The 15,783-nt window shown below is 61.1% G+C and carries 10 protein-coding genes; 6 read left to right on the top strand and 4 right to left on the bottom strand.

All coding sequences use genetic code 11. From position 1 onward, the window contains the following. Positions 1–56: 56 nt before the first annotated feature. From IQ782_RS18355 to IQ782_RS18340, 4 genes are all read right to left on the bottom strand, one after another. Positions 57–1,106 carry an ABC transporter ATP-binding protein gene (locus IQ782_RS18355; RefSeq protein ID WP_194136119.1) on the bottom strand — a complete coding sequence of 350 codons (1,050 nt, stop codon included), beginning with the start codon at positions 1,104–1,106 and terminating at the stop codon, positions 57–59. 9 nt (positions 1,107–1,115) lie between these two features. Further along, a complete protein-coding gene (locus IQ782_RS18350; RefSeq protein WP_194136118.1) occupies positions 1,116–1,997 on the bottom strand; it encodes a carbohydrate ABC transporter permease in 882 nt (293 codons plus the stop codon). Positions 1,998–2,008: 11 nt separating this feature from the next. Beyond that, the gene (locus tag IQ782_RS18345; RefSeq protein WP_194136117.1) at positions 2,009–3,037 is read right to left on the bottom strand and encodes a carbohydrate ABC transporter permease; all 1,029 of its coding nucleotides are present in this window, start codon (positions 3,035–3,037) and stop codon (positions 2,009–2,011) included. Between the two features lie 106 nt (positions 3,038–3,143). Next, the gene (locus IQ782_RS18340) at positions 3,144–4,382 is read right to left on the bottom strand and encodes an ABC transporter substrate-binding protein (RefSeq protein WP_194136116.1); all 1,239 of its coding nucleotides are present in this window, start codon (positions 4,380–4,382) and stop codon (positions 3,144–3,146) included. 1,555 nt (positions 4,383–5,937) lie between these two features. Between IQ782_RS18340 and IQ782_RS18335 the strand changes: the two genes are divergently transcribed. From IQ782_RS18335 to IQ782_RS18310, 6 genes are all read left to right on the top strand, one after another. Then, positions 5,938–8,574: a calcium-binding protein gene (locus IQ782_RS18335; RefSeq protein ID WP_194136115.1), complete on the top strand. Its 2,637-nt coding sequence runs from the start codon at positions 5,938–5,940 to the stop codon at positions 8,572–8,574. Between the two features lie 561 nt (positions 8,575–9,135). Continuing rightward, complete coding sequence (locus IQ782_RS18330) at positions 9,136–9,849, top strand: response regulator transcription factor (protein ID WP_194136114.1); 714 nt, start codon at positions 9,136–9,138, stop codon at positions 9,847–9,849. A 384-nt stretch (positions 9,850–10,233) separates the two neighbouring features. Next, positions 10,234–11,553 (top strand): nucleotide sugar dehydrogenase, encoded by a 1,320-nt coding sequence (locus tag IQ782_RS18325; RefSeq protein ID WP_194136113.1) that lies wholly within the window; start codon positions 10,234–10,236, stop codon positions 11,551–11,553. A 1-nt stretch (position 11,554) separates the two neighbouring features. Further along, complete coding sequence (locus IQ782_RS18320) at positions 11,555–13,042, top strand: glycosyltransferase (RefSeq protein ID WP_240989389.1); 1,488 nt, start codon at positions 11,555–11,557, stop codon at positions 13,040–13,042. 58 nt (positions 13,043–13,100) lie between these two features. Next, positions 13,101–14,228: a hypothetical protein gene (locus IQ782_RS18315; protein WP_194136112.1), complete on the top strand. Its 1,128-nt coding sequence runs from the start codon at positions 13,101–13,103 to the stop codon at positions 14,226–14,228. 3 nt (positions 14,229–14,231) lie between these two features. Then, entirely contained in the window at positions 14,232–15,737 is a 1,506-nt protein-coding gene (locus IQ782_RS18310; protein WP_194136111.1) for a mannose-1-phosphate guanylyltransferase/mannose-6-phosphate isomerase, read from the top strand. Positions 15,738–15,783: the final 46 nt, after the last annotated feature.

The raw sequence follows: 15,783 nt of genomic DNA, 5'->3' as shown, positions 1-15,783 counted from the left end.
CGTGGTTTCGTAGGAAAGGGATGCCGCACCCGGAAGCGGGACGCGGGGCGAGCAGCTCAGGCCAGACGCTGACCCGATGCCGTATCAAAGAGGTGACAGATCTCGGCGGGCACGGACGCGCAGATGGTCTCGCCGATCTCGGCGCGAAAATCCTTCGGTGCACGCACCGAGATCAGCGAGCCGCCGAGCCGCCAGGAGATCATCGAGGCCTCGCCCAGCAATTCGATCGAGTAGATCGGCGCGGCGATCTGTCCGCCGGTCGCGGCAATCACCGAGTCCTCGGCGCGGAACCCGAGCGTCACATCGGCCGTCACGTCGCGGCGCAGGCCTTCGACACGGATACCCTCGGAGGTAAAGACGCCATCCGCAAGACGGCCCTCCACGAGGTTCATCGCCGGGGAGCCGATGAAACTGGCCACGAAGGTATTCGCCGGGTTGTCGTAGATCTCGGTCGGCGTGCCGACCTGCTGGATGCGTCCCTTGTTCATCACCACCACGCGATCGGCCAAGGTCATCGCCTCGATCTGGTCGTGGGTCACGTAGACGGTCGTCGTTTTCAGCTTGGATTGCAGGTTCTTGATCTGCGCCCGGGTAGAGACGCGGAGCTTGGCATCGAGGTTCGACAGCGGCTCGTCCATGAGAAAGACCGTTGGCTTGCGCACGATGGCCCGGCCGAGCGCGACCCGCTGGCGCTGACCGCCTGAAAGCTCGGCGGGGCGGCGGTCCATGAAGTCCTTGAGTTCCACCATCTCAATGGCCCGCATGACCATCTCGTGATGTTGCTCCTTCGGCACCTTCCGGACTCTGAGCGGGAAGCGGATGTTCTCGTAGACAGTCAGGTTCGGGTAGAGACCATAGGATTGGAACACCATGGAGATGTCGCGATCCTTCGGCTCGAGCTTGTTGACCATCCGGTCGCCGAGCCAGATCTCGCCCTCGGTCACGTCCTCCAGGCCGGCAATCATCCGCATGGTCGTGGACTTGCCGCAGCCCGACGGCCCCAACAGCACGAGAAACTCCTGGTCGGCGATATCCAGGTCGAAGTCGTCCACACCGACGTAGGCGCCCCAGCGCTTGTGGACGTTTTTGAGTTGCAGTCTGGCCATGGGGCCTCCTTATCCTTTGACAGCGCCGGCGGTCAGACCGCTGACGATCTGGCGCTGGAAGAAGAGAATGAGCACGAAAAGCGGGACGATCGCCGACACCACGGCGGCCACCGCGTACATCACCTTGCCGTCTTCCTGCGTCGATCCAAGGAAGCCGTTGAGCTTCGGGATCATGGTCAGGTTGTCCTGGCTGAGCAGCATCGATGTCACGGTGAAGTCGTTGTAAGCGAGCAGGAAGCTGAAGAGCCCCGTGGTGATCACGCCGGGCCACATCACCGGGATGATGGCGAGGCGGAAGGCCTGGAAGCGGGTACAGCCGTCCACCATCGCCGCTTCATCAAGATCCTTGGGGATCGACAGGAAGAATGAATGCAGCATCCAGAGCGTGAAGGGTTGGTTGATCGCCACGAGCACGATGATGGTCGTCGGCAGGTAACCCCAGATATTCATCTGGAAGAAGGGCAGCAGGTAGCCGGAGACCAGCGTCACATGCGGCATGGCGCGGAACACCAGTGCCGCCATCAGTAGCCAGAAGGTGTACTTGTAGCCTGAGCGGGCAAGCGCGTAGCCGCCGAGCGTGCCGAGCGTCAGCGAGATCGTCACCACGAAGAATGTGACAATGCCGGTGTTGATGACTGCCTTCCAGAACTCCTGTTCGATCCAGGCACCCTCGTAGCCATCCAGCGTGAACGGGCTGCCGTGCTGCTTTAGAGTAACCGGGCCGGTCAGCGCATTCATCCAATCAGCGCGGGAGAAGAAATCCCCCTCGACCTTGAACGAACCCCACATGGTCCACAGGAAGGGGAAAGCGGCCACGATCAGCCAGAACAGCACGAAGGCGGTGGAGAGCGCCACCAGTGACGGTGGCTTGCGCAATGCGGGAGATGACATGGGCGCCTCCTTTAGGACTTGCGGTTGAATTCACGCCAGTTGCGGCGCAGCACCGGCAGCAGCAGAATGACAACGCCGAGGATCGTCAGCATTGAGGTCGCTGCGGCGGAGCCGAAGAGCGGCGATTCAGCGGCACGCAGATCGTTGTAGATCAGGTAGCTGAGCGTCGTCGCACTCGCCGCGGCCGAGAAACCGATGATCGGCTCGAAGACGCGGAAATTGTCCATCAGCTGCATCAGTGCGATGAAGGTCGCCAGCGGCATGAGGTAGGGGATGGTCACGAAGCGGATGCGCTCCCAGCGGCTGGCACCGTCGACCATCGCGCTTTCCATCGTGTCCTTCGGCACGGTCTGCAAACCGGCGTAGAAGACGACGAAGGCGAAGGGCGCGTTGTGCCAAACACCATATGTAAACAGCGTGATCCATGTCAGCGTCGGCGAGGCTTTCAGCGACAGGCCCGGATCGTCGAAAAGCGCCTGCAACGCCGCGCCGATGATCCCGCGACTGTCGATCATCCAGAATAGCACCAGCGAGCCTACCAGCGGCGTGACCAGCATGGGCAGCAGCGAAAAGAAGATCACCGGCCCCTTGAAGAGCTTTGGGATCGAGTCGACCACGATGGCGATGAAGAAACCCGTGACGATCACCAGCGGCGTCACGATGAACGTATAGGCCAGCGTGAAAACCAACGCCTTGTAGAATGGCAGGTTCATGATCCGGTTGCGGATCTCGTTGAAGTCTTTCGAGGTGGCCACAATTTCGGAAATCTCGCCGAAGGCCAGATGGCTGGCATTCGTGTAAGTGCCAAGGCCGTTGTAGCGCCCGGCGGGCTGCTCGGCGCGCTGCTTTGCCATGGCTTCGGCGTCGATGCTGACCTGGGAGTTGCAGCCGAAGGGGCCGCAGGTCTCGGCCGTCTTGAGGATCTGTTCATGTTCGACGAACAGCGACTGGTAGCCGACAGAAAGAATGGGCAGCGCGATGAACAGGGTCATCGCCAGCAGGGATGGCCAGATAAAGGCCATGAATGTCTTGTGTTTCATGACAACTCGCTCGCTGTGTCGCCGGGTGCGTCCCCGGGCACAGGTTTCCTGGGTCCGCAAGGGGCGCAGGGCTCCTTGCGGAAGGGGTTTCGGGCAGAGGGTCGGATCAGTTCAGGAAACCGGCTTCGGTCGCCGCCGCGGTATAGGCGGCATTGACATCCACCAGCGCCTGCTGCGCGCTTTCCTTGCCCTGGAGAAACTCGTTGAGGTTGTCACCCAGCGCCGTGTGCAGCAGGCCCATGTAGGGCAGCATCGGGTAGGGGCGCGCGCCGGCCTTGAGGTTTTCCAGAACGCCCGAGGAGGCCTTCGTCGGCGTATAGCCATCGATCAGCCAGACCGCCGCGTCTTGGTTCTCTGCAAGCATGTCGCCGGAGATGCCGTTCATCATCGCGCGGAAGGAGGCTTCCGCATCCTCGTCCGAGATGTTTTTCGCGATGGTGAACCCATCCCACCACAGCGCGACCGCTGGGATGCCGTGATCGCCAAGGCTCGGCGCGGCAGCGAAGGACGTATGCGCGGCGATATCCGGCGAGGGGCTGTCCTCGGCGATGTAAGAGCCCGCGATAGAGCCCCAGCCGATCGAAAGAGCAACTTCACCCGCTTCCCAGACCGGCTTTTGCGCATTGGAATCGTAGGTTGCCCAATCCGCGCTCATATAGTCCGTCATGGTCTTCATGTTCTCGAGCGCTTCAATGGCGGCGTCCTGGTCCATCGCCAGTTTCGCGCTGCCCGGTTCGAAGAAGTCCTTGCCGGTGCCAAGGTAGGTGTTGATGAATTCCGCCGCGACGTTCCAGCCCGGCTTGAGGTTCGACGAGACCGGATGCGCCAACACACCTGCCTCTTGGAGCTTCGACGCGGCGGCGAAGAACTCGGCGTAGTTGGTCGGCGGCTCGATGCCGTTCTCGGAAAGGATGTCGTCACGGTAGAACAACTGCTGCGAGTTGGCCATGAAGGCGATCGCCATGATCTTGCCGTCCACGACGATCTTCTGGCTGTCGGTCAGCTGCTGGCCATACTTGGCGATGAGGTCGTCAAGCGGGCGGATCAGGTCGTCGTTCAACAGCGGCACCACGGAGTTCGAGGCCACCATGGCCACCGTGTACTTCGCCGGATTGGTCGAGAGCGCCGGCACTTGGATGTTCTTGTGCTCCTGCGTCTGGTTGCGGGTCACTTGGACGGTGTCGGAGGCGCATTTCTCGGCCCAGTCCGCGACCACCCGCGCGGCGGTGAAGTCGTTGGAGAGGATGCGCACCGAGCCGCTCTCGATGCCGCAGTCGGCGGAGGCGAGCCCGGCCGAGGCAATTAGCGCCGACACGGCAACCGAGGTCTTGATGAAGAAGGTCATGTGAAACTCCCGTCAGGTGGTTGCGCTCTTTCGCGCCTCCAGGGGCGGCTTGGCGCTTTTCGATAGGCATGTGTTCCGCCGGCTGGCGTTACGTAACCATGACGGTAGTCATGAATGAATACGTGTGCAATCTTTTTGTGTGCACCTGTCCTTCGCGACGCGCGATCCTGTACGCGCAGAGCCGACAGGAGAGGTCAGTCACCGAGCGGGGCGGACCCAAGAATTGCGCCAATGGCGATCTTCGGCACCAAGGACGCATCCACTGGGGTGGCCAGAGCGAGCGACACCACATCCTCGTCCTGAGGGTCAAAACTATTCTATATATGACAGTATATTGTGGAACTTCCCGCCAGAATTGGGGCGGTTCGGCTCCTGCTGGGTGGCCACTGTTGAGCGCGGCTGATCGCTTCTTGATGGCATGAAAACTCCGGTAGGGGCTCACCCTTGCGCCAGAAGCCCCCTCCGAGGTGCCAATCACTTCGCGCGAAAGATCGATGCAAGGCGGGCTCGGATGTCTGCATTGGACCCCGTCGCGCGAATCGAGCCGCAAAAATGGCATGCGTATGCAACCATCTCGGTTTCTATGCAGATGACGTCAATCTGCGTCCAAACACGGACGCCGATGGGAGCGCGCCCCTGCGGGTGGATATTGTCGGGCGGCGGTCGATGGCGCAGCCGACATCGCGGCGCGACCGCGCGTCGAGTACAAGCGCGGCATGGAGAAAGCCTCCGGCGATGGTGGTGTAGGTCAGGTCGGCCATCCAGAGCTGGTCCGGGTCCTGAACTTCGAATTCGCGACCATGCCCCGATGCCGGAACTCGGCATCCACCCGGCGGTCGCCATAGAAGCCGGACGTCGCGACGTCCATCGGTTGGCATCCCCGCCGGATCGAGAGTCCCCAAGGCAGGCAGCCCCGGATTTAGGCCCGTTTCTCGGCAAGCGTCCGGAGCGTTGAGTCTCCTTCAGAACCGCGATCTTCAGCGCCTGGTGCCCGGCAAGCCCCTCGAGCGCAACGATGCGGGCTTTCATACTCGGCCATCAAATCGACTGCCGCCACTCCCGCGTCTAGGTCGCCGGCTTCCGTCTTTTCGATCCAGGCACCGATCAGGTTGCGACGTCAGCCCGTCATCGTGAAACAGCCGGAAAATGCCAGCCTTGGCGCGCAGCGCACTAACCTGCAGGCTTTCGCTAACCTGCGGCGGCAGGTGTCAGAAGAAGCCTCGTCAGATTGTTCTCGCACTGAAGTTTGTTGCTCTGAGCATCGACAAAATCTCTCGTAGGCCGAAAGCGCGCAAGATCAAGGCAAAATCCCGCTGTCAACCGCACTTTCGCCGATTTTTGTCACGGCCAGACCATAAATTCCTCACTTTTTATGTGCTACCCCACCGGCGAGCGAAGACCACCCCTAGAACCCTCATGACTAAGGATTGTAGTGGCAATGGTCATAAAAATAGAGGCGGGGGCTTCCTCCGCCGAAATACAGCGCGCAGTGGACTCCGCTTCCGAAGGGACGGTGATACGTCTTGCTGCCGGCGAATACAGGTTCACGTCCACGGTGAAGATCACCACCGATGGCGTGACGATCGAGGGCGATGCCGCGGGCGGCACCGTCATCACTCTGGACGACTCGATGGCAGGAGACCCCGCGTTTCAGGTCGGCGAGAACCTCTTCGAAGAGGAGCTTGGCACCGAGCTTGCGGTGTCCGCCGCGAGCAAGGGTGCGGACAGTCTGACGTTGGCCAAGGCAAATCATGGCCTTCAGGTCGGGGACGTGATCTGGATCACCATGCCCAACGATGACGCGCTGTACGACGACATCGGGGACACCGCGTGGCAGAAGGACAGCAAGGACCTGCGCACGCAGATGGTGACGGTCACCTCTGTCGACGGAAGGAAGATCGGCTTCGACAACGAGCTTGATTTCGACTTCGACAGATCTGCGACCGTGCAGCGCGTGCATACCGTCGACGATGTTACGATCCAGAACCTGTTTCTGGAGGGGGACTACGGCAGCTCCGACCCCACCGATTTCTCGAATACGATTTCGGCCGAAGACGATGGAATGATGATCCTCGTCAACACCTCGTCGGGGTTCTCGCTCAGCAATGTGTCCATGCACGAGGCCGGCTCCAGTGGCCTGGTCATCGCCAAATCCGTCGACGCCGACATCGATGGTCTTACCGTCGAGGGCTCCCACAACAAGGGCTCGGACGGGAACGGCTACGGGGTGTGGATCCGGGATGTCTACGACAGCAGTTTCAGCGACCTGACAATCATGGACACGCGCCACGCGGTGCTGTTCGCGTCCTACACGTCGGCGTCGGGAAATGATGTTCACGTCACCTACACCAATCGCGACATCAATTTCCACGGCGGTCTCGACACGGGCAATACAGTCACCGTTAACAATTCCATCCGGGACACCGAGGCCGAGCAGCGGTCCCTGGGCCTGACCTATTTCGTCAACGACGGCGGGAAGAGCTACGGCGCGCCCACGGATCGGGATGCGAACACGGTGCTGTTTACCAACGTTCAGGGTACTGTGCGGGCCGAAGAGATCGAGCTGAGCGACGCCGGCGGGGTCGCTTACACGTATGGCAGCGCCGACACGGTCACCGGCGGCGCCGGCGACGATTGGATCGACATGGGGACCGGCGCGGATGTCATCTACGCCTCTGGCGGAAACGACACGCTGATCGGAGACTCGGGCACCGATACCGTCATTCTTGACGGCAGCATCGACGACATTTCCGTCTCTTCTAAGGGCGCGAGGGTGCTCATCACGCATTCGGACGGATCGATGCTTCTGGATGGCGTGGAGGTGCTTCAGCTTGGCGGGAAGAGCTACTCGCTTGCCGACAAGCTCGACTGGCTGATCGGAAACGGCGGGTGGTCGGAAGACCGTGCCGATGATCACGCTTCTGTCGATGATGAAGTGCCCGAAGAGGGCTCCGAAAGTCTACCTGCGGACGAGGATGCGGCGGAAGGCGAGGGTCAATCGCCGTCGGACGGCTCCGGCGACACTGACAGCGACAAAGAGGCCGTAGACGAGCCGGTCGGTGCGCCCGATGAGGGGGCAGTTGCGGTCTTCACCGGAACCTCGAGCCGCGACACCTTGGTGCTGTCCGGTGCTGCGACCGAGGTCGATGCACAGAGCGGTTCCGACACGGTCACTGGCGGAGCGGGGGATGACTATGTCGTCCTGGGGTCCGGGCATGATCGTTTCGAGGCAGCGGCCGGCAACGATAGCGTTTTCGGCGGCTATGGAAACGACACGGTGTCCGTCGGGCCGGACCTGGGGCCGATCTCGGTCTCCGAGACCTCGGCAGGAATTCTGCTTGAGTATGATACCGGGTCTCTGCTGATAGATGACCGCGTGGAATTCATCGAGTTGGGTGGGAAGGAGTACCGAGTGTCCAATGATCTCGACTCTCTGATCACCGCGAGTGGCTCCGAGACCGGCGCCTCGTCCGAAAGCGGTGCACAGCTTTCAGGCCCATCAACCGATGGCGATGGCGAGGCGATCGAAAGTTCGCCGACCAAAGGGGCGGAGAGACCCGAGGCTCCGACCGAGGTTCCGACAAGTGACCTCACGGGCACGGGCAAGGCCGAGCGGCTGGTTGCCAACGGCGACCAGACGGTCGTGTTCGCGCTTGGCGGCGACGACACGGTGTCTGCATCCAATGTTTCGACATGGATCGACCTTGGTGCCGGCGATGATCGCGGGCTGGGGCGCAATGGCGCCGACACCCTCCTTGGTGGGGAGGGCGCCGACAACCTGCGTGGCAATAACGGTGACGATTACCTTCTTGGCGGATCTGGCAACGACACCATCTATGGCAACGCTGGTAACGATACGGTTGTAGGGGGCGATGGCGACGACAAGCTCAACGGCGGCTCTGGAGACAATACGCTTGAAGGCGGAGGTGGTTCCGACAAATTTGTCATTATTGAGGGCAAAAACGTCATCACCGACTTCGACGCTGGTGAGGGCGATGCTTTCTACTTTGAAAATCAATCGGATAGCCAGATCCTGGAGAGTCTCTATCGCTGGTTCGAAACCGGTGAAAGCGCCACTGGTTTCCGGTTCTCCGTTTCGGATGGTGGTCTGACGGTCACTGCCGAAGCTGGGAGCCTCTTCCTGGAGGATGTAACCGTCGACTACGTCGCAGACTGGTACGAACTCGGCTGACGGGAAGGCGAGCAGCGCGCTGCGCTGCTCGCCAACCAGCGGCACCCATGCAGAACGCGCCCGACATGAGCGTTTGAGCCGACCTTGGTGAGAGGTTCGGGGCAAACGCGGACGGTGAGCGGTCCGGCGCTTCCGGAGGCGCTGGTGGCGTACGCCCCTTGCAGCCCGGCGCCCACAGGTCTCGATTGTCGGACCCGTCCCCGCCACGCCTCATCGCTCTGACGCCGGCGTGAGCAGAGTGCCTATTTCTTACATAAATGCAGGGGATGCCCGCCATATCTCCGCCTTGATCGGAGGTGTCTTGCGGGCTTCCCGTACACCTATAAGTGGAATTTTTCGCGATAAATCATCAAATTAGGGAGAGTATGCTGCGGTATGTGCAACCGGTGGTAGAAATGTGAAAAATCTTCAAAATTTAACCTAAGTTTAACAATGGCGTGGGGAAAGATCACGATTCTGTTCCTTGATTTCTGCAGGTGCGAAATCACATCGTCCCCCTGCGATATACGACATGCTCTTGGTGACTTCTAAGCTGCTGCCATCTTCAGGGGTCATACTTTTATGAACGAATACAATACGATCCATAATGTGCTCATTATGGACACAAACCCGGTGTTGGTTGCCGGGATCTCGATGCTGCTCCAGGAAGACGGAAGTGTGGCTGCCAAGGCGCTGACTGTGTCCACAGGTCAGTCCATGCTCGGTGACCTGCTTGCCGCAAACATCGATCCCGAAACCGATCTGATCATCATCGATCCATGCCAGTTCGGTGACCAGCTGGAAGCTGCGATGGACATCATCGGCGCCGGGCTCTCGAAGAAGCCCAGGTACATTGCCTATTGCGGCGTGATGAAAGCAGGTGATCAGGAGACCGTGCGGGCGCTGCTGACGCTCGGTTTCAGCGGGGTGGTGTCAAAGCAGGTCGACCTGCAGGTGGTCAGGATCGCGGTGGCCTCGGTGCGCCATGGGCTGGTTCATGTCGAACAGGCCTTTGCAGAGGCAATGTTTCAAGCCGGTCCGGATGTCGACGCTGATCCGATCCTCATCGACCGGGTCCGGAAGGCCCCGATGGAGGCGGAACTGACGGAACGAGAAGCTTTTGTCCTGCGCGCCGTCGCGTTCGGCAAAAGTATGAAAGAGATTGGTCACGAGTTGGACCTCTCCTCCAAGACGGTGGAGACCTACAAGGCCAGGGGCGCTTCGAAACTGGGCCTGCGGACGCGCAAGGATATCGTCGGACATGCGCTCCGTTCGGGATGGGTGACACAGCAGTAGGGCCACCAGCCGAAAATATTGATCTGAAGAAAGACGCCAGAGGCGTCTTTTTTTGTGCCTGCGTCGGCGTGAAATGTCACTAAACACGCCAGATGTAGGAAAGTTCCCGCCTAAGGATTTTCCTGACATGATTTCGCCACGACGTCAGGAAAATGGAGCTTTTGTGGGAAAAGTTACCACAAAAAATAAGCGCAATCCTGACACAAAGAGGGTTTCTCCCGACTGTTTTGCAGCTGCAGCAAGAATACCTTGATCCTGCAACGTGAAGGCGCGTGGCGAAAAGCCGCTGATCCGTGTGAGGCGCTAATGCGTGATGGAACAGTTTCCGGAGGGGGCGAATATCTCGTCGCTTCAGGTTTGATCAAACCCTGAAAGGAATGCCGAATGGCAAACATCGCAGTAATCGGAATTGGGTATGTCGGGGCAGTTTCGGCCGCCTGTCTGGCACGCGACGGCCACAATGTCGTCGCCGTAGATGTCGACCCGGGGAAGGTCGACGCCATCAATGCCGGCATGTCGCCGATCGTTGAAGAGGGCCTCCCGGAACTGATCGCAGAGGTCGTGGCCGCCGGAAAACTCATCGCGACAACGTCAATCGCCGAGGCTGTTACGAAAACTGAAGCATGTTTCGTATGTGTCGGAACCCCTTCGGCTCCCGACGGTTCGGTCGGTCTGGACTACGTGGCAGCCGCCTGCACCCAGCTCGGCGAAGCGATCAAGGCTCAGGATACCTGGTATTCGGTCATCATGCGCTCGACCATCGTGCCGGGCTCCATGGAAGGCACCTGTATTCCGACCCTCGAGGCAGCATCTGGAATGAAGGCTGGCGTAGATTTCGGCGTCGGTTACTACCCGGAATTCCTGCGTGAGTCGACCGCAATCGAAGATCACAAGGAACCGGGACTGATCGTCTTCGGGTCTTTGGACAAGGTGACGGGTGCATTCCTGACCGCATTGAACAAGGATATCAAAGGGTCGATCAATTCGGTCGATCTGCGTACCGCGGAAATGGTGAAATACACCTCCAATTCCTGGCGCGCTGTGAAAGTGTCCTACGCAAACGAAATCGGCAACATCGCCAAGGCGAATGATATTGACGGGCAGTTGGTGATGAAAATCCTCTGCTCCGACAATAAAGCCGCGATGAGCCCGTATTTCATGCGTCCCGGCTTCGCTTTCGGCGGTTCCTGCCTGCCGAAAGATGTCCGTGCCCTGCGTGCCCTGGGCGACGCGAAGGGTCTTGATACGCCGATCCTCGATGCGGTTCTGATCGCCAACGAGGCGCAGATCAAACGCGCCGAGCAGATGATCGAGAAGAGCGGTGCCAAGAAGGTCGGCATGGTGGGCATCAGCTTCAAGCCGGGTACCGACGACCTGCGCGAAAGCCCGCTGGCGACTCTGGCATCGAAGCTTCTGGGAGATGGCAAGGAGATCGCGGTCTACGATCCGTTCGTCAACGAGGCTTATCAGAACAATCACTCCGCAGCCGGCCGTGGCAATGACTACGGCCTCGACCTGAAGGACAAGATGGTCGGCAGCATCGAGGACCTGATCGCCAACAGCGACATCATCCTTGTCGGCAACAAATATGCCGAAACCGTCGCTCCGCTGGAGACGGCCATGGCAACCCGTCCGATGGTCGATCTCACCCGGATTTCGGCGAAGGCCCGGTCCAACGGCACCTACGAGGGGATCTGCTGGTAAGATGGCCCGGATCGCTGCGCATATTATCTACCTCGCGGTTCTGGTTTGGCTGAGCGTGTTTGTGCTCGGTGCCGATATCAGTTCTGTCTCCAAGGGCCTCGTGGTGGTCGGTCTGATCGGCATCTGGCGCTACAGCTGGGCGGCGGTGAATTTCACGCGCGCAGCGATCTATCTCAACTACGTCTTCCCGCGCCTCCGGGCGCGGGCGGAAAGAGCCTATGGCGCGCTGCCCGCACCGGCGCATGCCTATTTCCTGGTGACGTCCTTCAAGATCGAGCCGGATGTTACCACGCGCGTCTATCGCTCGATCTTTCGTGCCGCGGCTGCGTCTCGAGGCGGGGCAACGATCGTGGTCTCGGTCGTCGATCTGGCCGACGAGACGCTGATCCGGAAGATCTGGGACCTGATGCCCCGGGACGTGGACCTGTCGCGGGTTCAGCTTCACCTCGACCGGATACCGGGGACCGGCAAGCGTGATGCCCTTGCGCGCTCCTATCGACTTATCTCGCGGATGAGCCCGACCCGGCATGACATCGTGGTGGTGGCCGATGGCGACACCTGTGTCCCGGTCGATATCGTCGAGACCTCGGCCCCGTTCTTCACCGATCCGCGCGTGGGTGCCCTGACGACCGACGAGATCGCGGAAACTCCCGAACCCGGCCTGTTCCGCGATTGGTACAATCTCCGCTTCTCGCAACGGCAGATGATGATGTCTTCGCAGGGCCTGTCGGGGCGGGTGCTGACTTTGACCGGACGCATGTCGGTATTCCGCGCCGATCTCCTGACCGACCCGGGCTTCATTGCCCAGGTGCAATCGGACAGTATCGAACATTGGCGCCTCGGCACCGTTAAGTTCTTGACCGGTGACGACAAATCCACCTGGTTCTGGTTGCTCGCCAACGGGTACCTGATGCGCTACCTGCCGGATGTCGCTTCGGTTTCGATGGAAAGCCAGCCCAAGCCCGGCTTCATGGACAGCGCGATAACGCTGATGGTGCGCTGGTTCGGCAACATGCTGCGGACCAACGGCCGGGCCCTGGCCCTGAGCACCTCGACCATCGGATACTACACCAAATGGGCGCTTCTGGATCAGCGCCTGGGTATCTGGACGACCATCGCGGGCCCCCTGTCCGTGATCTGGGGGACGCTCTTCGTCGATGTGATGGTCCTGCCAGCCTATGTCGCGTGGGTCCTGTTCACCCGCTACGTGTTCTGCTGGATCCTCTCTTTGGTCCGCGAACCCGGGTTTCCGATCACCTACCCGTTCCTGCTCTGGTTCAGCCAGGTCTTCGGAGCAACCGTCAAGAGCTACATCCTCTTCCGGCTCGACCGCCAGAAATGGACCCGTCAGCCAGGGGGGAGCGCCAGCAAGGCGGCCCGTCCTCCACTCGGACAGCGCGTCCGGGCCTACTCCTCGACCTTCGTTCACTCTCTGGCACTGGGCTGGCTCGCCCTGGCCACCCTGTTCCTCTCCGGCGTCCTGCGCTGAACCCTTCCCAGACCCGCAAGTCCTCAAATTGCCGTAGCCCGCAAAGGGAGAACCCACCATGTCCATTACACACGCAGATACCAGCCAGATCGACGGGGGCAGCGGCCGCCTGCACCATGTGCCGGCGACAAGTCTACCCAGCGATCATCCGATGATGGAGCTTCCCTTCGCGGCAGAGATCGACGGTCGGCAGTACCAAGGGGCGGGCGTTTCTCTGGCCGGCGTCAAGCTGACCGGCCTGGCCGATCCGAACCTCGTCGGGCATGACCGCCTGCTGCGTCTTTCGTTCCCCTTCGAGGCCTTCCAACTGGCCATCGCGGTCGAGGGGCGCATCACCGACATCAATCCCGGAAACGGCGAGATCGAGGTCACCTTCATCGATCCGACCGGCCCGCATCTGCCGCAGCTCCGGCATGTGCTGAATTCCTACATCGCAGGAGACGTGGTCTCGATGGGGCGCGTCCTGGGTGTCGCTCTTCAGCCGAACAAGCCGTCGAAAGGTGGCAAGCAGGCGACCAATGGCGGCGGCGGCGCGCTCCGGACCATAGGCAACGGCCTTCTGGTCGCAACCGCGACGATTGCCCTGATCGGTGGCGCTGCATGGCTGGTCCATGACCGCTTCTTCGTCGACCACGTCGTTGCCCCGGCACGGGTTGAAACGGCGGGTCGCGCCCTGACGGCGATCGATGCCGGCCAGATCGACTATCTCGATACCGAAGCGTCGATGGGGGAGGTCGCCTTCTCGATCCGCGCAACCTCCGGCGAGACGCTGTCGGTGGCGATGCCCTGCGACGACTGCACGGCCATCTCGGCGGGTCCGGAACTGGGCGCGACGGTTCAGGCCGGCCAGCCCGTGCTGAAGATTTCCCAGGCCGATGCCCCGCTGATCCTCAAAGTGCGGGTGGAGCCGGAGCAGCTGTACTCACTGGCCGAGGCGCGCGGCATCGAGGCCCGCTTCGCCGATGGCACGTCGATCACGACCCATGCGGACGAGGCCTCTCTGTCGTCGGCGGCAGCAGATACCTCGGGCCGCCCCCTGTTCATCGATCTTGTTCCCGAAGCCAGCATCGACGCCGGTCGCGCCGGACAACTGGCCCGCCTGACGATCGAACGCGACTACCCCTTCGCCAATGGTCTCGACGGGATCCGTGGCGCAATCGCAACCAAATTTGCAAGCGTGGAGTAACAAATGACCCATCGTATCATTCCGACGATCCTTTGCGGGGGCATGGGCTCGCGCCTTTGGCCGATGTCGCGTGTCGATCAGCCCAAGCAATTCCAGTCCGTCAGCGGAGCCGGCTCCAACACATTCTTCCAGGAGACCATGCTGCGCCATCACGTTGATGGGTTCGGTAATCCGATCGTCGTCACGAACGCCAAGCAGACAGCCATCGTGGCCCGCCAGATGCGCAGCATCGGCATGGACGCGACCATCGTCGGCGAGCCGATCGGCCGGAACACGGGCCCGGCGGTACTGGCCGCAGCGCTCTTCGCCCTGCGCAACGATCCGGATGCCCTGCTGCTGGTTCTGCCGTCCGATCACATCATCACCGGCGACATCAACCGCATCATCATGTCGATGGCAGATGCTGCCGACAACGGCCGCATCATCACCTTCGGTGTCGAGCCCAGCTATCCGGAAACGGGCTACGGCTACATCACCGATGGCGGTGCCTTCGGAAACTACGCCGGGCTGCACCACGTCTCGAAGTTCATCGAGAAGCCGCCTCTGGAAGACGCAACCGCGCTGCTGGATGCAGGCGGGTCCTACTGGGCTTCGGGCATCTCCATGCTGCGCGCCGATCTTCTGGTCAGCGAATTTGCCCGCTACGATCAGGGCACGCTTGCGGCCGTCTCCGAAGCGGTGGCCAAGGCGCATTTCGATGAGCTTGGTGCGTCGATCCTCGAGGAGCTGGCCTTTGTCCGGTCGTCGAATGAACCGACGGAACGCCTGATCTTTGAACGCTCCGACCGCATTTCGCTGGCACCGCTGCCGGGGATCAAGTGGGATGACGTGGGTGCGTGGAACTCCGTTCACTCGATTTCCGAGAAGGCCGGCAACGGCAATGTCACCCAGGGCGATGTCATCACCCACGAGACGTCCAATTCGCTGATCCGCTCCGAGGACCGCCTGGTCGCCGTGATCGGCCTTGATGATGTGATCGTTGTCGACACGGCGGACGCGCTGCTCCTGGCAAGCCGCAACCATAGCCAGGACGTCAAGAAGATCGTCGAGCAGCTCAAGGAACGCAAGCGGGTCGAGGTTGCCAGCCACCGCCGCCGCGACATGCCGTGGGGCCAGATCGAGCGCCTGCGCGACTCCGGCAGCTGCGAAATGGACATGCTGAGTGTCGAGAAGGGCGGCAGGCTTATGGTCAACGGAACCGGCCACGGGATCTCGGTCCTGACAGCCGTTTCGGGGAATGCCGAGTGCGAGCTGCCCACTGGCATCAAGCGCCTGAAAGCCGGTGTCTCCGTCGTCATCGATCCGGACTACTCGATGCCGCTGGTCAACGACGGCGAAGAGCCCTTCGTCCTGCTGCACGTCACCGTTCCCGAGCTGAAAGCGCTTGGCGAGCAGGTTGTCGACCTCGCGAAAACCGAGGCTGAGATCGAGGAACTTGGCCAGATCGAGGCGAAGCTTGACGACATGGCGGCCAGCAACGCTGCCAACGGAACGCTCGGCGCGGCCTGATCGCCAGAGAGGTAGAAGTGATGCAGCAGCGTTTGTCCCCCATGCC

This window comes from Salipiger mangrovisoli (genome assembly GCF_015223355.1).
Taxonomy (GTDB): Bacteria; Pseudomonadota; Alphaproteobacteria; order Rhodobacterales; family Rhodobacteraceae; genus Salipiger; species Salipiger mangrovisoli.
This window is presented reverse-complemented; position numbering and strand designations above follow the sequence as displayed.

What these genes read in the sequence shown, in the direction of transcription:
- IQ782_RS18350 (WP_194136118.1), bottom strand. Translation starts at nt 1,997, where the DNA reads ATGTCATCTCCCGCATTGCGCAAGCCACCGTCACTGGTGGCGCTCTCC.
- IQ782_RS18330 (WP_194136114.1), top strand. Translation starts at nt 9,136, where the DNA reads ATGAACGAATACAATACGATCCATAATGTGCTCATTATGGACACAAAC.
- IQ782_RS18355 (WP_194136119.1), bottom strand. Translation starts at nt 1,106, where the DNA reads ATGGCCAGACTGCAACTCAAAAACGTCCACAAGCGCTGGGGCGCCTAC.
- IQ782_RS18340 (WP_194136116.1), bottom strand. Translation starts at nt 4,382, where the DNA reads ATGACCTTCTTCATCAAGACCTCGGTTGCCGTGTCGGCGCTAATTGCC.
- IQ782_RS18325 (WP_194136113.1), top strand. Translation starts at nt 10,234, where the DNA reads ATGGCAAACATCGCAGTAATCGGAATTGGGTATGTCGGGGCAGTTTCG.
- IQ782_RS18310 (WP_194136111.1), top strand. Translation starts at nt 14,232, where the DNA reads ATGACCCATCGTATCATTCCGACGATCCTTTGCGGGGGCATGGGCTCG.
- IQ782_RS18345 (WP_194136117.1), bottom strand. Translation starts at nt 3,037, where the DNA reads ATGAAACACAAGACATTCATGGCCTTTATCTGGCCATCCCTGCTGGCG.
- IQ782_RS18320 (WP_240989389.1), top strand. Translation starts at nt 11,555, where the DNA reads ATGGCCCGGATCGCTGCGCATATTATCTACCTCGCGGTTCTGGTTTGG.
- IQ782_RS18315 (WP_194136112.1), top strand. Translation starts at nt 13,101, where the DNA reads ATGTCCATTACACACGCAGATACCAGCCAGATCGACGGGGGCAGCGGC.